Source organism: Streptomyces sp. NPDC088766 (genome assembly GCF_044750845.1).
GTDB lineage: Bacteria > Actinomycetota > Actinomycetes > Streptomycetales > Streptomycetaceae > Streptomyces.
The window spans coordinates 1-19706 of record NZ_JBIVKQ010000014.1; the positions used below are offsets into that span (position 1 = coordinate 1).

Genomic DNA, 19706 nt, shown 5'->3' on the forward strand with positions numbered 1-19706 from the left:
GGGGGGGGGGGGGGGGGGGGGGGGGGGGGGGGGGGGGGGGGGGGGGGGGGGGGGGGGGGGGGGGGGGGGGGGGGGGGGGGGGGGGGGGGGGGGGGCCCCCCCCCCCCCCCCCCCCCCCCCCCCGCGCCCGGCGCCCGCCGGCCGGCTCAGAGTCCGGCCCGCGCCCGGGTGGGAACGGGTTCCGGCAGCAGCGGATAGCGGGCCGACAGCCGCATCGCGCCCTCGGTGACCGCCGGATCGTGCGAGGCCGCCTGCACACCGTCGAGGTAGGCGTGCGCGGCCGCCTCGAACACGGCGTCCACCGCGGCCAGTTCGGCGGCCAGTGCCTCGCCGCGCTCCCGGGCCCGTTCCGCCTGCGTCTCCTGCTCACGCCGGGCCCCCGCCGCCGCGGCCACGGCCCGCGAGAGTGCCGTCTCGGCCTTCTCGAGGTTGCGGTGGTGGTGGCGGTAGGCGGCGACGAAGGGATGTTCCTCGGACAGGGCCAGCAGGAAGGCGATCCCGCCGGAGAGCAGCAGCAGCGAGATGAAGGTGACGGCGACCGTGTGCTGGTCCAGGTGGAGCTGCTCCAGCACGGTGGGCGCCGGGGGCAGGTCGACGCCCATCTGGCGGGCTAGGTCCTCCATGCCCCCGTCGGGGGCATCCCGGAACACGATCCGTGCCCGCAGATCGCCCAGGTACCAGGCGGCCCAGCCCCACACCGACGCCAGCGCCGCCGCCACCGGCAGCACCACCCACAGCGAGGCGGTGGCCCCGCGCCGGCGCCACTGCCGGCCGGCCTGGAAGGGTCCGGCCGTCATGACGACCCCGACGGCGGCCGACAGCAGGTAGGCGCTCAGCCTGCCCTCCGGCGTCCCGTCGTGGATCGCCAGGAACAGCGTGACGTACACCGGGAGTTCGACGAGGACCAGCAGCGCGGCGAGGGCCAACCGGGGCCGGCGGGCCATGGCCGCGGTCTCGGTCAGGCCCTCCCAGTGCGCCGCCGGCGGCACGGCGACGGGCACGGGTTCCGGCTCGAAGTCGTCGTCCGGGTCGGAGGCGTACGGCGAGGCGGGCTCCGCGGCCGGGTCCCGGCCAAGGTCGCGGTCGGGGCCGCCGGGGGCGATGCGTCCCGCCAGCCGGGGCAGCACGCGGTCGCGGCTGTCCTCGCGGGCGGCGATCCGGGCGGCCGCCCGGTCCAGCCGGCCGGCGGCCGCGAGCCGGCGGCGCGTCTCCTCCGCCTGGGCGTCACGGGCCCGGCGGGCGTCCTCCTCGCGGGCCGCGGTGTCGGCGTACAGGCGTGCCGAGTCGCGCAGTTCGCGTTCCTCGCGCTCGTGGTGGCGGGCCACGGTCCGGTCCCGGGCGTGGCCGCGCAGTCCGGTCAGCCGGCCGAAGTAGGGCAGGCGGTGGACGGAGCCGAGGACGTACGGGTTGAGGGTGCCGTCGCCGGCGGCGCGGCGGCCGGCGTTCTCGGCCTGCGCGAGGAGCTGTCTGGCCTCTTTGGTCTCGGTCGGCGGGACGGGCCCGCGCGGTGCGGTGGCGCCGCCGGTACGGCCGAGGCCGGGGGCGCGGCCCCGGCCGCGCCGGAAGGGCAGGCCGTACCTGAGCCTGCGGGGCTCCTCAGGCCCCGTATCCGTCGTCGACACCGACCTTCACCTCCTTCTCCAGGACCTGCTGCCAGAACTGGCTCATCTGCTCGACGCGTTCGGGTGTGGTCCGGCCGCCGCGCATGGCGAAGCCGACGCGGTGGACGGTGGTGTCGGGCAGCTCGGGCAGTCCGCGTACGGCGACCAGGGCGGCGACGGCCTCGTCCCGCTGGGCGGGTGTCTCCAGCTCGAACCTGGAGAGCCGGAAGTCGGGGTCGGACTGGTCGAAGTCGCTGATCACCAGGACGTGGTAGGTGCCGTCGCCGTCGCGGGGCACCTTGGCGGCGCGTTCGAGTCCGCCGAGGACGTCCGAGCCGGGCTGGCGCCGGCGGGCGCAGTCCAGCATCTTCTCGGCGCCCGCCTCGGCGAGGACGCGGGTCTGTTCCCACAGGCTCTTGCGGTCGGAGCGCTGGTCGTCGTCCGGGTCGAGGTCCATCCGCGGCACCTGGCAGGAGGAGGCGGTGGAGGCCGCGGTGATGGGCGCGTAGGAGACGTAGCGGCATTTCTGGTCGGCCAGGAAGCCGGGCACGGTCGCCTTGAGTTTCTCCTTGGCGCGGAAGCCGTTCTCGCTGTCTGCTCCGGAGCCGGAGCCGTCGACGACGACCGTGCAGTCGGCGGAGAGCCGGTCGGGTCCGTCGAGCACCCCGCACCCCGTCAGCAGCAGGGCCGCGGCGCCCAGGGCGGCGGTCACCCGTGCGGTGCGCGTGGCGGCGTGGTGGGCGGTGCGGTGTGCGGCGTGGCCGGTGGCCTGCCGGGCCGTACGGCGTGCGGCGTGCTGTGCGGTGCTCATCGGGTCCCCCGTTCTCCCCGGCCGGCCGCCGCGGCCGCCGGCCCGATCCTCTGCTCCAGGATGTGCAGGGCCCTGCGGACCAGGGCGTCGTCGAGCATCCAGTCCGGTGCTCCCGTCCATATCTCGTCGGGTGCCGCCAGGGCCGGGCCGGCCGTGGCCCACTCGGGTGGGCCGGGCGGCTCGGGCACGTCGGGCGGCTCGGTCCGGTGGTCGCCGCGCGCGCGGGCCAGGCGTTCGGCGCGGCGCTCGGCCCGGCGACGGGCGCGTGCCCGGGCGCGCGTGTGGGCGGCTTCGTAGTGGGCGAGTTCCTGGTCGGCGCAGGCGGCGAGGGCCAGGCCGCGCTGCTGGCAGGCCGTCACCTCCGTGCGCCACTGCGACACCCAGCCGCCGAAGCGGGCCAGGGCCGCGGGCACGTCCTCGCGCCGGTGGTCGTACTCCGTCACGATCCGCGCGGACTCCGCGTGGACGCGGTCGATGTGGGCCGCGTGCCGTGTGACGAACCGGGACCGCAGGTCCTCCAGTGCCATCCGCAGCCCGTGTTCGAGCTGGCGGGCGTAGTGCTCGGGGCCGACGCCGGCCCGTCCGTCCCGCTTGCCGCGACGGGTGGCCCGCCAGCGGGTGCGCGCGGTGAGGCGGCTGCGGCCGTAGTCCGTCGGGACGGACTTCACCTCGCTCATGGGATCCCCCTCGTCGATGACCCGGATCGCCCCTGTGGGCCGCGTGCGGGCACGGCGACGGTGCCCTGGCCGGGGCGAAGGCCCCGCCGGAATCCGGGATTTGGCGCAGCCTAGGGGAAAAAAGAACGCCGGAGGGAGGGATTTCCGACACCGGATTTCCGGCCGTCCGGGAATCGACCGGAGATCGACCGGAGGGCGACCGGAGTGGTGTCGGCGTTCCTGGAAAACTTCCGAAAACACCGGTGGGGCGGGCGGGAACCGGAATAGTCTTCGCTTCCGCTTCGGGCCGCGGAGACCCGTACAAGCGAATAGATCTTCGAATGCATGCCGGTGCGCGCCGGATGCGTTCAGGGAGTACAGGGGCGCAAGGGGGGGCGCATGGCCGAGTACGACGCCGACACGGCGCGCGAGGTGCGGATCGCCGACGGGTACTTCCCCGTCGAGACGCTCGGCCCCGGCCGCCGGCTGGCCCTGTGGTTCCAGGGCTGCGCCCTCGCCTGCCCCGGCTGCATGTCCCGGCACACCTGGGACCCGGCGGGCGGGCGGACGGTCACCGTGGGCGAACTTCTCCGGCTGTGGCAGGCCGCGCTGGACCGTGGCGCGCAGGGCCTGACGGTCAGCGGCGGGGAGCCGCTGGCCCAGCCGGCCGCGCTGGCCGCGCTGCTGAGGGGCGCCGACCGGCTGCGCCGCCGCGGCGACGGCCCGCGCGCGGACCTGCTGGTCTACACCGGCCACGAACCGGGCGAGGTACCGGCGCGGGTGTGGTCGGCGCTGGCGGGCGCGGACGCGGTGGTGACGGGGCGGTTCCGGGTCGCCGAGCCGACCGACCTGGTCTGGCGCGGCTCGGCCAACCAGCGTCTGGTCCCCCGCACCCGCCTGGGCACCGCCCGCTACGGCCCTCACCTCACCCGCGCGTACGCCCCCGGCCCCCGGGTGACGCTGCGCGCCGACGGTACGGCCACCCGCCTGTACGGCGTCCCGGCCCGCGGTGAACTGCGCCGGCTGGAGCTGCGCCTGGCGGCGTCGGGCGTACGGCTGAGGGGGCCGAGTTGGCGGGGGTGAGGGAGCGGGCGGCGGTCGGCGCGCCCTTCGGCGGCACCGGTCCCCGCCCCGTGGGCCGGCTGCGTCTCCTACGCCCCCGGTGTCTGCGGAACCTTCGCGTCGAAGTGGCTCGCCGCATCCGGATACCGGGTCACGATGTGCACGGACCAGTCGGGGTCCGCGGTGAGGGCGTCCTCTATGGACCAGCGCAACCACTCGGCGCTGGTGCGGCGGTCCAGGCCGCCACGGCCCGCGCCCAGCAGGGGGAAACAGATCGAACGCAGGCCGGCGGCGCGTTCCTGGCGGGCCCTGGCGAAGCAGGCCGCGACCGCGGTGGCGATGTCCTGCGGGTCGACGCGGTAGCCGAGGCCGTCGGGTATCGCGAGGGCCGCGTGGTAGACGCGGCGCACCCCTCGCTCGGCGAGGGCACCGGGCCCGGTGGGCACCACGGTGCCGGGCCGCAGGGGCAGGACACCGGGCCTGGCGCGTACCCAGGCGGCGAGTTCCTCGGCCAGGACGTCGGTCGCCGGCCCCTCGGGGCTGCGGCCGACGACCGCCGACCGGCGCAGCGCCCCCGAGACGGTGGGCCGGAACGACTTGGACATCTCCAGGTGGATGTTCTCCGAGGAGACGAGGACATCGATGTCCCGCAGCAGTTCGATGGGCGAGACGTGCACGGTGACCGGCCGGCTCCCGGCCCGTCCCGGCAGCCCGGTGTGCGGCACCGGCGCGGGGCGTGCCCCGGCCGGGCGGGCGGCGGGGCGGGGGCCGGGCGCGGCGGGCCGGGGTGCGCGGACGACCGGTTCGCGGGCCTCGGCGAGGATGGCCCCCGCCATCTGCTCGACGACCCGCCGCTCCTGGCTGTGCCGGTAGCGCTCGTCGCTCACCCCGTACACCTGGGCCGCCGCCCGGCGCCGGTCCGCGGCCGGGTCGCCCCGGTGACCGGGCAGCAGACCGAAGGTGCACTGGGCGGCGCGGCCGATGAGGTCGTCGGTGCCGAGCCTCTCGGCGGCGGCGCGGACGAGCCGTTCCGCCCCGTCGGCCAGGTCGTCCTCGCCCTCGGCGTATCCGGCGTGCAGGGTGACCGCGCGCAGCCCTCGGGGCACCAGCGACTGCAGCGCGGGCAGGCCGCCACGGCGCAGGTTCCGCAGTTCCCGTTCGAGGTCGGCACGGTCCGGCAGACCGTCAGGGTTCATGCCGGTCAACATATCGGCGCCGGTGCCGCGACCGCCGGGTGTTCGGCAAGCGCGGGCGGTGCCGGAGCGGGGGCGGTACGGCGGTCGTGTTTCCGTTCCGGCGCGCTCCCCGGGACGCCTTCGCCCTGCCACGGAATTCCCCGTGGTCCGCACCGGCGACGAAATCGCATATCCATCCGAATTCTTTTTCGTCACGCCCGCACCGGCCGCCCTTCGCTTCCCGTTCTCACCGCACCAGCCGTTCTCACCGCACCAGCCGTTCTCACCGTGCCCGCCGTTCTCACCGTGCCCGCCGTTGCGCCTGTTCCGCCCGTTCCACCCGTCCGCACCCGGACCGCTCGGTCCTTTTAGTCCGCAGGTGAATTCCATGACGTTTCCTGCTGATCCCGGTGGCCCCGGCGAGGACCTCGTCCCGCCGACGCTCTACGAGCCGGAACCGGCGCCCGGCGGCCTGCCCGCGCCCGACCCGCGAGGTGATCCGGGCACACTGCCGCCCACCCTGGCCGCCCGCTTCGTGGCGCGCGAGCGCCTGCCGAGGCGCGGTGAGCAGACCGTGCACCGGGCCGGGGAGGAGGGCCGCTCCGCCGAGCTGCGCGCGGCCGTGTTCCGGGTGCTCGACCAAAGGGCCGCGGGCCCCGACACCGAGCGGGTGCTGAAGTGGTTCCACCCCGACGCGGCCCCCGACGACGAGGTGACCGCCCTGCTGTCCGAGCCGCTGCACGACGGGCTGTCGTACGTCCTGGAACGGGGCACGGCCGACGGGGCTCCCTTCCATGTGCTGCCCTCGCACGGGAGCACCGACTTCGCCACCTTTCTGCGCGACCGCGGAAAACTGTCGTCCGAGGAGATCCGCGGGCTGGTCGGCCGGCTGCACGGCGCCCTGACCGCGCTGCACGCGGCCGGCGTGGTGCACCGGGACGTGAAACCGTCCAACCTGGTCCTCGGCGACTACGCCCGGCCCACCGAGGACCTCGTCCTGATCGACTTCGGCATCTCGCTCGTCGCCCGCTCCCCGCGCGAGGCGTCCGGCGCCTGGGCCGCGACCCCGCGCTACGCCTCGCCGCAGGCGCTGCTGCGCAAGCCGATCGTGCGCGCGGCCGACGACTGGTGGTCGCTGGGCGTCCTGGTCGCCGAGGCCGCCCGCGGCCGGCACCCGGTCGAGAGGCACCACGAGCCGGCCTCGGTGATGGACGCGGTGCAGGCGGGCGCACTCGACCTCGGCGGCATCACCGACGGGCGGGTCCGGCTGCTGTGCCGGGGCCTGCTGGCCCACCATCCGCAGGACCGCTGGGGCTCGGCGCAGGTCGCCGAGTGGCTGGCCGGGCGCAGTCCCCGGGCCGTGTCCCGGCTGGGACCCGCCCCGCGCACGGCCGACGGCACCGCCGACGGCACGGCGGACCGGCCGGGCGCCGGGGCCGGTCCCGCCCCGGACCTGCCCCGTTTCGAGCACGCGGGCCGCACGTTCACCGATCCGGCACGGCTGGGCGAGGAGTTCGACGCCGACTGGCCCGCCATGGTGCGCCGGCTGGCCCGCGGCAGGGAGCGGGAACGGCTCGGCCGCTGGCTCGGCGAGTTCCGCCCCGAACGGGACCCCGTCCGCGCCGAGGCCCTCGACGGCCTGCTGCGGGAGGGGCTGCGGCACAGGCCGGACGCGGGCACGCTGATCGACCTGATCGGCTGGATGGCCCCGCAGCAGGAACCCGGCTACCGGGGCATCCCGCTCGGCGTCGGCGACCTGCCGGCCTTCGCGGGACGCGCGGCGGCCGGTGACCGGCAGTGCGTGGACGTGATGGGTGAGCTGCACCGGCACCGGCTGCTCGGCCGGCTGGCCGCGCGGCGCGGCGGCGAGGAGCTGGCCCACGTCGACCAGCGCTGGCAGGACCATCACGACCAGTGGGACGCGGCCGTCGCCCGGCTGTCCGCGATACCCGAGGTCGGCGACGACCGCGACGGCCTGCGCGCCGCGACCGGCACCGGACCGGCCCTGAGCGCCGAGCTCCTCCACCTGGCCGCCGCTCCGGCCCCGGCCACCCGCAGACTCCGCGCCGACCTGGAGCGGGCGGTGCACAGCCTGCCCGCCCACGTGTCCTGGTTCGTCCGGCTGGCCGAGGACGCCCGCGAGCCGGTGCCGCTGCTGCTCGCGCTGCGCCTGCATCCGCTGGCCCTGGAGCAGGCGCGGGCGATCCGGCGGGAACGGGAGCGCAACCGGCAGCTCGCGGCGACGGACGCCGCCTCGCGGCACTTCCGGCTGGTGCAGCGGCGGCTGGAGCTGCCGGTGGTGCTGGGCAGGGCCGCGGGCGGCGCGCTCCTGCTGTTCTTCCCGCACGCCTTCGTGGTCGGCCTGGCCGACGTCACCGGCCGCGCGCCGCAGCCGACCGTGCTGACGGCCTGGCTGCTGAGCGTCCCCTCGCTGGCGGCGCTGCTGGCCGTGGAGTGCTGGACGGCCTGGTACATCGGGCCGCGCTACCACCCCGACCACTCGCTGATGGGCCTGCTCACCCGCCGGTCCCTGCCGGTGACCCGCCGCATCACGCGCCGGGGGTGGCGGGGCCGGCTGTGGGCGGCGCTCGCCCTGGCCGCCGTGGCGGGGACGGTGGTCGGCACGTTCCTGCTCGCGGTGTGGATCTGGCCCGCGGCGACCGTGCTGGCCCTGCTGGTCTCGTCGGTGCTGCGGGTACGGGCCTGGAACGCCCGGCTCGCGGCGGCACGCGGGGCCGGGCGACCGCTCACGGGGGTGGCCGGGACGGGAGGCGGTACGGGCGGTGCCGGCGATACGGGCGGTGCCGGCGATACGGGCGGTGGGACGGTACCGGGCGCCAGGCGGCCCCTGCGCTCGCCGGAGCCCGGGGTGCCCTCCGGGGCCGGGACGCCCTCCGAACCGGGCCCGCCACCGCGGCCCGGCTCCGTTTCCGGACCCGGCTCCCCGTCCGACCCTCGTACCGGCTCCCGCGCCGGTACCCCTTCTGGTTCTGGTTCCCCCTCTGGAGGAGTGGCGTGAGCAGCGCGTTCGCCGGTACCGATCTGCTGACCGTGATGCCGGACGTCTCGGCGTACGGCTACCCGCTCGACCCGGCGGCCCTGCCCCTGGACACCGGCGTCCCGGACGTGACCGAGGTGACGGACACGGCGGCCGGGCACCTGACCGGTGCCGTCTCCGACCATGCCGGCGACGCCGCCGCGCATCTCGGCGACGCCGTCGGGCACGTCGCGGACCAGCTCCACGACATGATCGTGCCCGCCGTCCTCGGCCTGGCCGACCTCAGCGGGGCGCTGCTCGTCACGCGGCTGGCACTGCGGGGCACGGTGGCCCTGGCTGCGTTCAACAACAAGGTCGCCGCCGAACAGGAGGCCCTCTCCAGGCGCCAGGCGTCGCTGGAGACGGCCGGCGAGTGCTGGCGGCGCGCGGCGGAGGCCGCGGCCGGGCTCAACGCGCGGATCACCGTCCTGGGCCTGGACCCCTCGGGGCCCGGCGACCCACCGCTGCCCGCCCCGGTGCAGCCCGTCGGCGTCCCTCTCGACGTGCTGTGGAAGCGGCTGGCCGAGACGGAGTGCGCGCTGCGCCGCGCGGAGGCCCAGCGCGCGTCCCGGGCGACCGCCCGGCTGCCCTTCGACCACGCGCAGGACCCGGAGCACGCCGACTGGTACGACCGGCTGCGCGAGCGCCGTCGGCAGGCCCTGATCCGGTACGCGGAGGGCGGCCCCGAGCCCGAGGTGACGGCCGCGCGGCGCACCGGGGACACCGCGGCCGCCGAGGACACCGCGCCCACCGCACCCACCGCACCCACCGAGGACGACGTCCTGCGCGAGGGCGCCGAACTGCTGGCCGGGCTGCCGCTGGCGTTCACCTCCGCCGGCCGGGACCTGATCGACGACTGCCTGCGGGAGGCCCGCCGGGCGGTGGGACGGCGGCCCACGGCCGTACGGCGCTACCTCGACGAGGCCGCGCTGATCGCCCACAAGGAGTCGGAGCGGGCCCTGCTCGCCGAGCGGGCCCGCCGGGACGCGGCCCTGCGCCTCGGCGCGCTGCGGGCCCCGGCGCCCGAGGGGGTGGACCGGCTGCCGGACGCGTCGGAGGCCGTCGAGGTGCTCGAACGTGCCCTGCGGGACGGTGTCGCGCCCTCGGGGGCGGACGAACGCACCGTCCGGCAGGCCCTGGTGGCCCGCTCGGCAGCCCTCCAGCGGGCGTACCTGGTGGCGGCGCTGCGCCGGGCGACCGAACGGTGGGGCGAGGGCTCGGTGCACGCCCGGATGGACTCCGAGCACTGGGACTTCGCACCGGCGGCCTGGGGCGGCCGGTACTGGCTGCGGGTCCGGCTCACCTCGACGGGCCAGGCCCGTGTCTTCACCATGCGCCGGCCGCTGACTCCCCAGGAGGAGGCCGACCCGGCCACGGTGGCCCGCTGGGCGGCCTGGGACGAGGAGCGGTGTGCCGAGAGCTCCGGATACGTCGGGGAACTGGGCCGGCTCACCGAAGCGGAGGGCGTCCGCGCGGAGTTCACCTGGTCGCGGAGCCAGGTCCGCACGGGCGAACCGGCGCCCGGCCTGACCGAGTCCCGCCACAGGCCGGCGCGGCGGCAGGCCCCGCGCCGGCCCCTGCAACGCCACCACGACCACTGACCGGCGCCCGCGTCGCCGCCTTCCCCGGAGGACCCTTGACCAGCTTTCCCCTCCAGTCGCCGCCCCTGACCAAGGCGGCCGTCACCCGTACCGTCCAACCGCCCTTCGCCGCCGAGCTGTTCGCCACGCTCAGCGTCCACTCCCAGTACGTCCTGCACGGCAACGTCCGCGACGACCACCTGGTCGCCGACGTACGGGACGACGGCACCCGCCGCAACCGCGCGCTGTGCCTGGACGACCTCCTGTGGGAGGGCCTGCGACGGGCCGGCTACAAGTGCCTGCTGCGCTACGACCAGGTGGCCGGATTCACCGTCGCCCGCAGCGAGGACGGCCTCGACATGAACACCCTCCTCCAGCGCAACACCCGTCGGATTCCCGGCCGTCCGGACGAGGAGGACGGCAGCCAGGCGGCGCGGGTCTTCGAGTCCTTCGCCCGCGGCTGGGCAGGTGAGCGGCCCGGCCCCCCGAAGGACAATCCGCGCTACGACGACTACCAGAAACCGGTGCACGCGGCGCTGCTCGTCGACTTCGCCTCTCGCATCCCCACCCAGGCCAACCAGCTCAGCGACGAGGAACGGACCTTCTTCCTGCGCTGTCTGAAGATCGCAGAGGAGGCCCGGCCCTTCCCCCGTACCAAGACCGGACGTGCCCTGTTCAACCCGGTCATCTGGCTCGCCGACGGCGAACGGGACCTGCCCGCCTGGCTGGTGACCAGCAGCGTACGGGTGCGCAGCATCGGGGTACCGATGCCGGACCTGGGCCAGCGTCGCCGTATGGCGGAACTGCTCGCCGGGCAGGCCGGCGTCCCCGAGACCGCCACCGGGCTCGACGTGGGGCCGCTGCTGAAGGGGGCCGAGCGGGAGGAGCCGACGGACGAGGACGTCGTGCGGTTTGCGCGGGCCGCCGGCGGGCTCACGCTGCGCGCCATGCGGGAGAGCATGCGGCTGGCCCGGGCCCGCCGGCTGTCGTTCGCCGAGATGGACCAGGCGGTCCGCCTCTACGAACTGGGCGTCAGCCGCAATCCGTGGACCGGCGGCGCGGTCGCCGACAGCATCCGGGACGGTGAGACCGTCATCGGCGAGCGGGTGCGCGGCCAGGAGAAGGCGGTCACGCAGACCCTCGACGTGCTCAAGAGGGCGGCGCTCGGCCTCTCCGGCGCGCAGGCCGCCTCGACGTCCGTGCACCGGCCGCGCGGTGTGCTGTTCTTCGCCGGACCGACCGGTACCGGCAAGACGGAGCTGGCGCGGGCGGTGGCGACGACCCTGTTCGGCTCGGAGGACGCCTGTCTGCGCTTCGACATGAGCGAGTTCTCCGCCCCGCACTCGGCCGACCGCCTGGTGGGCGCCCCGCCCGGATACGTCGGCTACGAGGCGGGCGGCGAGCTGACCCGCGCGGTCCGCGAGGACCCGTTCCGGGTGGTGCTGTTCGACGAGATCGACAAGGCCGACAAGGGCGTCCTGGACAAGTTCCTCCAGGTCCTGGAGGACGGCCGGCTCACCGACGGCCAGGGCGTGACGACGTACTTCAGCGAGTGCGTCCTCATCTTCACGTCCAACCTGGGCGTGCACGGCCCGTCGGGCCCGGACGGGCGGCCCCTGTCCGCCCCGGCCGGGCGGGACCGGCTGCCCGAGACACCGGCGGAGCGGGCCGCGTTCGAGGAGGAGATCCTCGGCAACGTCCGCCACCACTTCGAGCACACCCTGAAGCGGCCCGAACTGCTGAACCGGCTCGGCGGGAACGTCGTCGTCTTCCAGTACATCGACGAGCCCACCGCCCACCTCATCTTCAAGGGACAGCTGCGCAACATCGCCGAGCACATGCGGCGCCAGGGCGGCCTGCGCCTGAAGGTCCTCCCCGAAGCCGAGAAGGTCCTCGCCGACGAGTGCACGCGCGACCGGCACAACGGCGGCCGGGGCATCGGCATGAAACTGGAGACCCACCTCATCAACCCGCTGGCCCGCGCGATGTTCGACCTCGGCGTGGAGCTGACGCCCGGCACGGTCGTCACCGTCTCGCGGGTCGCCGTCCAGCCGGACGGCGGCATCCGCCTGGACATCGACGCCGTACCGGGCGAACGGGCCCGGGACCGGCGGCCGCCGTGGTGACGGACGAGGAGGCACGCCCTCCGCGGTACGTCGACAAGGCCCTCGCGGAGGACGTGTTCCTCGACGACGAGCGGGAGGAGGGGGAGGAGGCGCAGACACCGCCCTGGCGGGACCGGGGGAGCGGGGACGGGGGCAACGGGGACGGAGGGGACGAAGAGGGCGACGAGGAGGACGAGGCCGGGGAGGAACGGGACGAACCGCCTCCCTGGCCGTCCGGCCCGCGGACCTCCGTCGTGCCCCGGACCCACCCCTGCTGGTCCTGCGCGGCGGACGTCCCCTCCGGTACGTCCGCCTGTCCGGAGTGCCAGGAGTCGGTACGCCATCTGCGGCTGATCAGCACCCGGCCGCCGGTCGACCTGCGGCACGGCAGCTGCGGTCCGCTGAACCTGGGCCGGCATCCGTCCTGGGCGGCACCCGCCGTGGCCGCCGCCCTCGACGGCGAGCGGGGGGTCTCGCGCCGCCACGCGAGCATCGAGATGACCCCGGACGGCGGCCTCTGGCTGACCGAACACCCGGCCGGCACTATGAACGGCACCTTCGTCAACGGCGAGCGCGTGCCGCCGGGCGACCGGGTCCCCGTGGCGGACGGGGACACGGTACGGCTCGGCACGTACTGCGCGTTCACGGTGCTGGTGGTGGAGGAGCCGCCCGCGTAGGACGGCCCCGCGCCGGCGCCGGCAGGCGTGATTGACCGTCGTGGAGCCAGCCGCCCGCGGGACGGCCCCGCACCGGCCGCCGTGGGAGCTGACCGGCGCGGGGGACGCCGTCAGTCCGCGGGCTCCGGCGGGACGATCACCGCGCGCAGCGGGGCCAGCAGCCGGTTCGCCGCGTCCACCCCGGCGAGCGTGGCGAGGTCGTGGGAGACCAGCGGCTCGTCGTGGAAGGGCACACCGTCGCAGCGGTCCCCGAACAGCACCAGCGCCTCGCGCGGCCGGTGCCGCCGGGACTGCCAGAGCAGGCCGTGGGCCTCCTTGGCCTGGCGCCGCAGCTCCCTCGCCCAGTACCGGGTGCGCGGGTAGTCGTCGGGCTCGGAGTCGAGCAGCCAGCTCGTCTGGCAGACGGCCGCCAGGTCCTCCTCGGTGCGCAGCGACACGAAGGTCAGATCGGTGTCGGTGACGACCTGGGCGAGCGTGTACCGGCTGGCCTGCGCCCACGGCACCAGCCGGGCGCCGACCACCGGGTCGAAGTCCATGGACCTCAGCAGGACCTCGGCCAGTGCGGTGGCGGGTTCACGGGTGGCGTACAGGTAGGGGTAGGGGTCCTCGGCCGTGCAGTCGAAGCGGCTGCCGCCGAACAGTGTGTGTGCCTCGACCGACTTGAAGCCGGTCGCCGGGTAGCGGCTGCGGTGGCAGCGCCAGAGCGCGGTGCCGGCGGGGAGCATCGTGACCCGGGGGACCATGGTGATCTCCGGGGGGATCTGCCGCGTCATCGGCCGCCCTCCTCGACGAGGGCCAGGGCGGCGTCCGCCAGCCGGTCGTCCGGCACCCGGCCGAGCAGCGAGGCCGGTGGCCCGCCCAGCCAGGAGTTGCGGCCCAGCCACCAGTCGGCGGCACCCCAGGGGTCGCGGTCGGCGAGCAGGATGCGGTTGATCCGTACGACGATGTCCCGGGGCCGCCCGGTGTCCGGGTCGAACTGGAAATCGGGGCTGCGCGGCCCGTCCTGCGGGTCGGCCAGCACGATGACGTCGGCGGGGCCCTCCCCCGCGGCCGTACTCCCGGCGGGCGCGGCGGCCCGGCACGGCACGGCGAGCAACCGCCGCCGCGCGGCGGCGAGGACGGCGGCGACCGGATCGGGGTCGACCGGATCAGGGGCGACCGGGCCGGGCTCGACCGGGCCGGGGTGAGCGGGCTCGACCGCGACGGGGTCGAGCCGGGTGGCGCGGTCCGCGCCCGCGCCCGTCGCGCCGGGGCGGTCCGCCTCCCCCGCCGCCGGTGCCGCGTACAGCTCCTCCAGGGCCGCGAGCACCGCCTCCGGCGCCGGTACGGTCGTCGCCGTGGCGATCGAGCGGCGGTCGGCGTGGAGCAACTCGGCCAGTACGCCCGCCTCGTCCGGGACGGGCCACAGGGAACGGACGATCGCCATCACGGCCATGCCGGCCCGCGCGGGGTCGTCGCCGACCTCGCGCAGCAGTTCCGTCATGGCCAGGAAGTGCCGGTACTGGTCCTCGTCCAGCCATTGCCGGAGCTCTCGCCGGTGTCTGACCAGAAGGGCCAGCAGTTCATTCGTGTCCAACGGTGTTCCCTTCGGGTCGGACCGGTCCGGGGTTGCCCTGATGGATGAAGGGGGCCCAGGCGTCCGCGGGCAGGGCCGGCTTGCCCTTGATCCGGGCGGCCAGCGGCCCGGGGAGGCCGGGCAGCGCGGGCCGGGCGGCGTCCAGTGCCCACAACTGGGCCCGCCGCAACGCCTGCGCGGGGTCCGCGCCCTCGGCGAGGAAGTGGTGCAGGGCGTACATGAGGACGGCCGAACTGGCGTCGGCTACCGACCACTTGGAGCCGATGACGTCGGCGGCCCCGCGTGCGACGAACGCGGTGGTGAGCGTGAGCGTCTCGTCGTGGTCCCGGGTGCTGAGGTCGGTCTCGCAGGCGCTGAGCACCACCAGCGGCCCGGCACCGCCGCCCCCGTCCGCGGCGGGCGCCCCGAGCAGCCGCCGTACGGTGAGCAGGCCCGCGGCATCGTCGACGGCGCCGCCGCGCGGCCGGTGCAGCAGCAGCCTCGACACGGTGGGCAGGTCTCCGGCGATCCCGTGGACGGCGAACTCGACCAGGGTGGCGGGGCGTTCGGCGGTGCCGCCGGGCAGCAGCGGCAGCAGTTCGTCGGGGGTGCCGTCGACGTCGAAGCCGTTCCGGCTGAGGAAGCCGAAGCAGCGGGCCCTCGGATAGAAGGCGGCGCGCAACGCCTCGACCTCGTGTTCCGCGTACGCCAGCGTGGCGCGCGGGTCGGCGACGAGGACCGGAGCCTCGGCCAGGGGCAGCCGGGGCCGGGCGGCGGACCGCACGAACTCCGCCCCGGACGCGGCGTAGCTGAGGACGGCGTGGTCCACGGCGTACACGGGCCGCTCCCCCGCCCGCGGTCCCGCACCGAGCCGGGCCGCGTGCCAGGGCACGACGCCGAGGTTCCCGGCGGGCAGCAGCACCAGCCGCACGGGATCGCCGGGGCGGGCCGGGCGGCCGGGCCGGGCCACGTCCAGGACGGGCCCCATCACGGCGGGCCCCGCCCAGTCGCACAGCTCCTCCAGGGCCGCCTCCCAGGCCGCCACCGCCGCCGCCCGGCCGGGCGCCGAGGACGGTACGTCGGGTGCGGTGAGGGCGGAACGGTCGTGTGCCGCGTCCAGATACCGGTCCAGGGGCGCGCGTCCGGCTGCCCCGAGTCCGGTCAGCTCCAGCGCGAGCGGCGCCAGTCCGGGCCGTACCACCAGCGCCCGGCCGGGCCCGTCGCCCTGTCCGACGAGCAGATGCACCACGGCGTCGACCCCGGCGGCCTCCGCCGCGTCGGACACCTCCTGCCATCCGGGCCCGGCCGCGATCCCGGCGGTGCGCAGCGCCCGCAGGGCCCGGCGCCGCAGGGTGCTGGGGATGAGGGTGCCGGCGTCCTTGCGTGCGGCGTCCGCACCGGCATCCGCACCCGCGCCAGCGTCCGCACCCGCGCGGGCGGCCTCGCGCCACTGGGCGGCGAGGTCCGTCTCGCCGTGCGCCTCCAGCTGTTCCGGCACGCTCGCCGAGGCCGCGACCGCGCGCAGGACGAGCGCGCGGCCCGCCTCGAGGACGCGCAGCGCGGTGGCGGCGTCGCCGTTCTCCGCCGCCCAGACGGCGGCCGTGACCCCGCGGTCGGCGGCCGCCCGGGCCGCCTCGAGACCGTGCTCGGCACCGATCTGGAGCAGCACGTCCTCGGCGACCCTCTCCAGCAGCCGTTCGGTCGCCTCCAGCGCGCGCCCGGTGTCGCCGGGGCCGCCGCGGCGGCGGTACTGCTCGGCCAGCTTGCGGTACACGTCCTGCGCGGTGCCGCTCCCGGTGTGGTCGCCGATCTCGGCGCGGGCCGCCTCCAGTTCGCGCAGTGCCGCCGCGAGGGCGGCCGGATCACCGCGCCGGTCGTACTCGACGTCGAGGACGAGGGCCATGCCGAGGCGCGCGCGGATGTCCTGGTCGGCGGCGACGCGGGGGCCGCCGAGCGCGGCCCGCAGCTCCTCCACGTCGTCCAGGAGGCTGGCGGCGGAGGGCTCGATGTACTGCTCCAGCGCCTTGCACAGGGCCGCGACGGGCGCCAGGACCCCCCGCAGCGCGATCGGCATGCCGGGGTGCTCCTTCGATTCGCGCAGGTACATCAGCGCCCGCCGCAGCGGCGGGGCCACCGCTCCGCCGGCCCGGCCGATGGCCATGGTCCGGCGCAGTTGCAGGAAGCCGAGGACGAAGAGGACGACGCTCGCCGAGCCGCTGTCCGCGGACAGTTCCTGGCGCATCGCCAGCAGGCGTTCGCCGATGTCGTCGAACGCGTCGAGGTCGTCCTCGGGCGCGTCGCAGACCCGCTGGTACTCCAGGAGGGCGCGGCCGGTCTCCAGGAAGTCCCGGCCTGCCGTGCCCGGGGTCATGCCGCCGGCGAGCGCCGCCAGGTCGATGTTCTCGGTGAGCAGGCGCTGCGCGGCTTTGGCGTCCTCGATGTTGCCGCCGTTGAGGGCGGCGCCGGACAGCAGCGCCGCCTGGAGGACGGCCGCCACACCGGCGGGGACGTCCTCGTCCTGTCCGGCCCGCAGCAGCGGCTCGGCCGCCTCCACCAGGTCCTCCGGGTCGCCCGAGCGCATCGCCATGCCGAAGCGGGCCAGGCCGGCGGTGACCTGTTCCTGCCAGGAGCCGCGCGGCAGGCCGTCGACCGCCTGCTCCAGTTCCTCCGGGCGCAGGATGCCGGGCGCGAACAGTTCCAGCAGCGGCAGCATGTCGTCCGCCGCGAGTTCCACCTGCTCGCGGATCTCCTGCCGCGAGCCGCCCAGGGGTGCGGGCGGGACGTCGGGCAGGTCCTTGAGCATCTCCAGCGCGGCGCCCATGAACATCCCGAGCTGCGGCGGCATCGCGCCGGTCGAGGTGGCGTAGTTCCCCAGTTCGAGCAGCGAGTCCCGGTCCCGGGCGGTCTGCAGCAGCCGCAGCAGCGTCGTCCAGTGTTCGAGGTCGGGACGGTCGGCCGGGTCGGCGGTCTCCGCGAGTTCCGCCAGCAGGGCGCCGACCTCGGCGAGATCCTCGCGCAGCACGCCGCCGTCGGGTGCCATGAAGGTGGCGCCGACCGTCAGTACGTCGATCATGTCCTGCCTGCCCCGGAAGGCGAGGTCCGGCAACTGCGGCACCAGCAGCCGGATCAGGAGTTTGGTGACGGCCGTCCGGGACTGCGTCTCCCGCTCGGTGACGGGTTCCGGCTCGCGGGCCTCCCGCAGCAGGACCAGGGCCTCGGCGCGGTCCCCCGCCGGGTCGGCGGCCCCGCCGTGCGTGGCGTCGGCCAGGTGGCGGACGGCGAGCAGTGTGCCGCGCGCCATCCGTAACGCCCGCCGTGCGGCCCCGTCCCTCTCCTGCTCGGCGTCCGCTAGTTCGCGCAGCATCCGTTCGGTCGCGGGACCGTCCGGCAGTCCGCCGCCCTCTCCGGCGCGGGCCCACTCCTGGCTGACGGCGGTAGCCCGCCGGAACAGCTCCCGTGTCCGGGCCTCCTGTTCGGCCCCGGCCTGTTCCGCCCCGGCCGCCCCCTGCGTCCCGCTCACCGTCACGCGCGCCTCCCCGGATCCCTTTCACCCACATGGTGGCGGCGCCGCAGGACCCGCGCGGGGGTTTCGGCCGTATTTCAGCCGCACCGACCGGGAAACAACCGTGCTGCGGGGGAGTCAGGAGATGTCCGGAGGGCCACCATCGAGTCAGGGGGCGTCCGCGGCGGCCGGGGCTACGGATCGGGGGAGGCCCTTGGCCCGCGGCCGCCCCCTGCCCACCGGCACCGCACCGCACCGCACCCGCGGCGGGCTCGGCTCCTACAGCCCGACCCCCACCATCACCGGCTCGTTGACCAGCGTGACGCCGAACGCCTCCCGCACCCCTGCCACGACCTCCCGGGCCAGTGCCAGCAGGTCCTCCGTGGTGGCCTCGCCCCGGTTGGTGAGGGCGAGGGTGTGCTTGGTGGAGATACGGGCGGGCCCGCCGCCGTAGCCCTTGGTGAAGCCGGCCTTGTCGATCAGCCAGGCCGCGGAGGTCTTGGTGCGCCCCTCCCCCGCCGGGTAGGCGGGCGGTACGGCGTCCTCGCCGAGCCGCTCCCTCACGCGCGCGTGGAACACCGCGAAGTCGGCGTCGGTGAGGATCGGGTTGGTGAAGAAGGACCCGGCGGACCAGGTGTCGTGGTCCTCGGCGTCCAGGACCATCCCCTTGCCCGCGCGCAGCTTCAGCACGGTCTCGCGGGCCTGCTGCAGCGGCACCCGGTCGCCGGGCGCCACGCCCAGGGCGCGTGCCGTCTCGGCGTACCTGAGCGGCGCGGACAGCCCGTCGGCGTCCTCCAGGGCGAAGCGGACGCGCAGGACGACGTAGCGCTCGGGGTCGGCCTTGAAGCGGCTGTGCCGGTAGGAGAAGGCGCACTCCTCGTTGCCGAGGGTGACCGTCTCGCCGGTGCGGCGGTCGTAGGCGATCACCTCGGAGATCGTGGCGGACACCTCCTGGCCGTACGCCCCCACGTTCTGGATCGGGGTCGCGCCGGCCGAGCCGGGGATGCCGGCCAGGCATTCGACGCCGGCCAGTCCGGCCTCGACGGTGCGGGCGACGGCGTCGGTCCACACCTCACCGGCGGCCAGCTCCAGGGCCGTGCCGGCGAGGTCGAAGCCGCTGGTGGCGATGCGCAGGGCGGTGCCCGCGAAACCCTTGTCGCCGATGACGAGGTTGGAGCCGCCGCCGATGACGAGCAGCGGCGTGCCGTCGGCGTCGGCCTCGCGCACGGCGGCGACCACCTCGGCGTCGGTCGTCGCGGTCACCAGCCGGGTGGCGGGGCCGCCCAGCCGGAAGGTGGTCAGCGGGGCGAGCGGGGCGTCGTGGAGTTCCAGCACGCGCCCAAGCCTACGAGACGGCACCGACAGCCCCGGCCGCGCACTCACCACGGGTAAGGGCTCCCCACGAGGGAGGACGCTCCTTACCCCAGCGGTGCCGGTGAGGACGTCTCCGGCTCCGGGCGGGCCTCGCCCGGAGCCGGCCACGCTCGCGCCGGCGGTCGTACGACCGGGTCCGGGCTCAGGCCAGTCGTACGACCGCCCGGGACATCCCCAGCACCTTCTGTCCGCCGCTGGTCGCGGTCAGGTCCACGCGGACCGTGTTGTCGTCGAGCTTGGCGCCGATCTTGCCGCTGACCTCGATGGTCGCGCCCTCGTCGTCGTTCGGGACGACGACGGGCCGGGTGAAGCGGACGCCGTACTCGACGACGGCGCCCGGGTCGCCGGTCCAGTCGGTGACGACCCGGACCGCCTCGGCCATGGTGAACATGCCGTGCGCGATGACGTCCGGCAGGCCCACCTCCTTGGCGAACTTCTCGTTCCAGTGGATCGGGTTGAAGTCCCCGGAGGCACCCGCGTACTGGACGAGGGTGGCCCGGGTCACACCGAACGACTGCGCCGGCAGCTCGGTGCCGACCTCGACGTCGTCGTAGGAGATCTTCGCGGTCAT

Annotated in this window: 14 protein-coding genes; 5 read left to right on the forward strand and 9 right to left on the reverse strand. The window is 75.8% G+C overall.

The features are described from left to right. Positions 1-146: 146 nt before the first annotated feature. From ACIP5W_RS20265 to ACIP5W_RS20275, 3 genes are read right to left on the reverse strand one after another with little or no spacing between them, the layout of a single operon-like run. The gene (locus ACIP5W_RS20265; protein ID WP_401475062.1) at positions 147-1622 is read right to left on the reverse strand and encodes a hypothetical protein; all 1476 of its coding nucleotides are present in this window, start codon (positions 1620-1622) and stop codon (positions 147-149) included. After that, entirely contained in the window at positions 1597-2412 is an 816-nt protein-coding gene (locus tag ACIP5W_RS20270) for a hypothetical protein (protein ID WP_401475065.1), read from the reverse strand. Before ACIP5W_RS20270 ends, ACIP5W_RS20265 begins: the two co-directional genes overlap by 26 nt. Continuing rightward, the gene (locus tag ACIP5W_RS20275; protein ID WP_401475068.1) at positions 2409-3089 is read right to left on the reverse strand and encodes a hypothetical protein; all 681 of its coding nucleotides are present in this window, start codon (positions 3087-3089) and stop codon (positions 2409-2411) included. Before ACIP5W_RS20275 ends, ACIP5W_RS20270 begins: the two co-directional genes overlap by 4 nt. Positions 3090-3467: 378 nt before the next feature. Between ACIP5W_RS20275 and ACIP5W_RS20280 the strand changes: the two genes are divergently transcribed. Beyond that, positions 3468-4151: a 4Fe-4S single cluster domain-containing protein gene (locus ACIP5W_RS20280; RefSeq protein WP_401475071.1), complete on the forward strand. Its 684-nt coding sequence runs from the start codon at positions 3468-3470 to the stop codon at positions 4149-4151. Between the two features lie 68 nt (positions 4152-4219). Here the strand turns inward: ACIP5W_RS20280 and ACIP5W_RS20285 are convergent, their stop codons facing one another. Next, entirely contained in the window at positions 4220-5326 is a 1107-nt protein-coding gene (locus tag ACIP5W_RS20285; RefSeq protein WP_401475074.1) for a macro domain-containing protein, read from the reverse strand. A gap of 367 nt (positions 5327-5693) precedes the next feature. Here ACIP5W_RS20285 and ACIP5W_RS20290 point away from each other — a divergent pair, with 367 nt between their 5' ends. The 4 genes from ACIP5W_RS20290 to ACIP5W_RS20305 are packed head-to-tail and all read left to right on the forward strand — an operon-like array spanning position 5694 to position 12704. After that, positions 5694-8324: a serine/threonine protein kinase gene (locus ACIP5W_RS20290; protein ID WP_401475077.1), complete on the forward strand. Its 2631-nt coding sequence runs from the start codon at positions 5694-5696 to the stop codon at positions 8322-8324. Beyond that, positions 8321-9943, forward strand: coding sequence for a hypothetical protein (locus ACIP5W_RS20295; RefSeq protein WP_401475080.1), 1623 nt, complete (start codon positions 8321-8323; stop codon positions 9941-9943). The genes ACIP5W_RS20290 and ACIP5W_RS20295 overlap by 4 nt, the downstream gene beginning before the upstream one ends. A gap of 35 nt (positions 9944-9978) precedes the next feature. Then, positions 9979-12048, forward strand: coding sequence for an AAA family ATPase (locus ACIP5W_RS20300; protein WP_401475083.1), 2070 nt, complete (start codon positions 9979-9981; stop codon positions 12046-12048). Further along, positions 12042-12704, forward strand: coding sequence for an FHA domain-containing protein (locus ACIP5W_RS20305; protein WP_401475086.1), 663 nt, complete (start codon positions 12042-12044; stop codon positions 12702-12704). The genes ACIP5W_RS20300 and ACIP5W_RS20305 overlap by 7 nt, the downstream gene beginning before the upstream one ends. Positions 12705-12814: 110 nt before the next feature. On the opposite strand, the gene ACIP5W_RS20310 is transcribed toward ACIP5W_RS20305, so the two are convergent. From ACIP5W_RS20310 to ACIP5W_RS20330, 5 genes are all read right to left on the reverse strand, one after another. Further along, complete coding sequence (locus tag ACIP5W_RS20310; RefSeq protein WP_401475089.1) at positions 12815-13477, reverse strand: RES family NAD+ phosphorylase; 663 nt, start codon at positions 13475-13477, stop codon at positions 12815-12817. Beyond that, positions 13474-14280, reverse strand: coding sequence for a hypothetical protein (locus ACIP5W_RS20315; RefSeq protein WP_401475092.1), 807 nt, complete (start codon positions 14278-14280; stop codon positions 13474-13476). Before ACIP5W_RS20315 ends, ACIP5W_RS20310 begins: the two co-directional genes overlap by 4 nt. Further along, positions 14267-17785 carry a CHAT domain-containing protein gene (locus ACIP5W_RS20320; RefSeq protein WP_401475095.1) on the reverse strand — a complete coding sequence of 1173 codons (3519 nt, stop codon included), beginning with the start codon at positions 17783-17785 and terminating at the stop codon, positions 14267-14269. Before ACIP5W_RS20320 ends, ACIP5W_RS20315 begins: the two co-directional genes overlap by 14 nt. A 255-nt stretch (positions 17786-18040) precedes the next feature. Beyond that, positions 18041-19096 carry a UDP-N-acetylmuramate dehydrogenase gene (locus ACIP5W_RS20325; protein WP_401475098.1) on the reverse strand — a complete coding sequence of 352 codons (1056 nt, stop codon included), beginning with the start codon at positions 19094-19096 and terminating at the stop codon, positions 18041-18043. Positions 19097-19277: 181 nt separating this feature from the next. Further along, on the reverse strand, positions 19278-19706 hold the full coding sequence (locus tag ACIP5W_RS20330) for a MaoC family dehydratase (protein WP_401475100.1): 429 nt from the start codon (positions 19704-19706) through the stop codon (positions 19278-19280).

Excerpts from the sequence above, each read along its gene's own strand:
- ACIP5W_RS20270 (WP_401475065.1), bottom strand. The coding sequence starts at position 2,412 with ATGAGCACCGCACAGCACGCCGCACGCCGTACGGCCCGGCAGGCCACC.
- ACIP5W_RS20275 (WP_401475068.1), bottom strand. The coding sequence starts at position 3,089 with ATGAGCGAGGTGAAGTCCGTCCCGACGGACTACGGCCGCAGCCGCCTC.
- ACIP5W_RS20280 (WP_401475071.1), top strand. The coding sequence starts at position 3,468 with ATGGCCGAGTACGACGCCGACACGGCGCGCGAGGTGCGGATCGCCGAC.
- ACIP5W_RS20285 (WP_401475074.1), bottom strand. The coding sequence starts at position 5,326 with ATGAACCCTGACGGTCTGCCGGACCGTGCCGACCTCGAACGGGAACTG.
- ACIP5W_RS20290 (WP_401475077.1), top strand. The coding sequence starts at position 5,694 with ATGACGTTTCCTGCTGATCCCGGTGGCCCCGGCGAGGACCTCGTCCCG.
- ACIP5W_RS20310 (WP_401475089.1), bottom strand. The coding sequence starts at position 13,477 with ATGACGCGGCAGATCCCCCCGGAGATCACCATGGTCCCCCGGGTCACG.
- ACIP5W_RS20330 (WP_401475100.1), bottom strand. The coding sequence starts at position 19,706 with ATGACCGCGAAGATCTCCTACGACGACGTCGAGGTCGGCACCGAGCTG.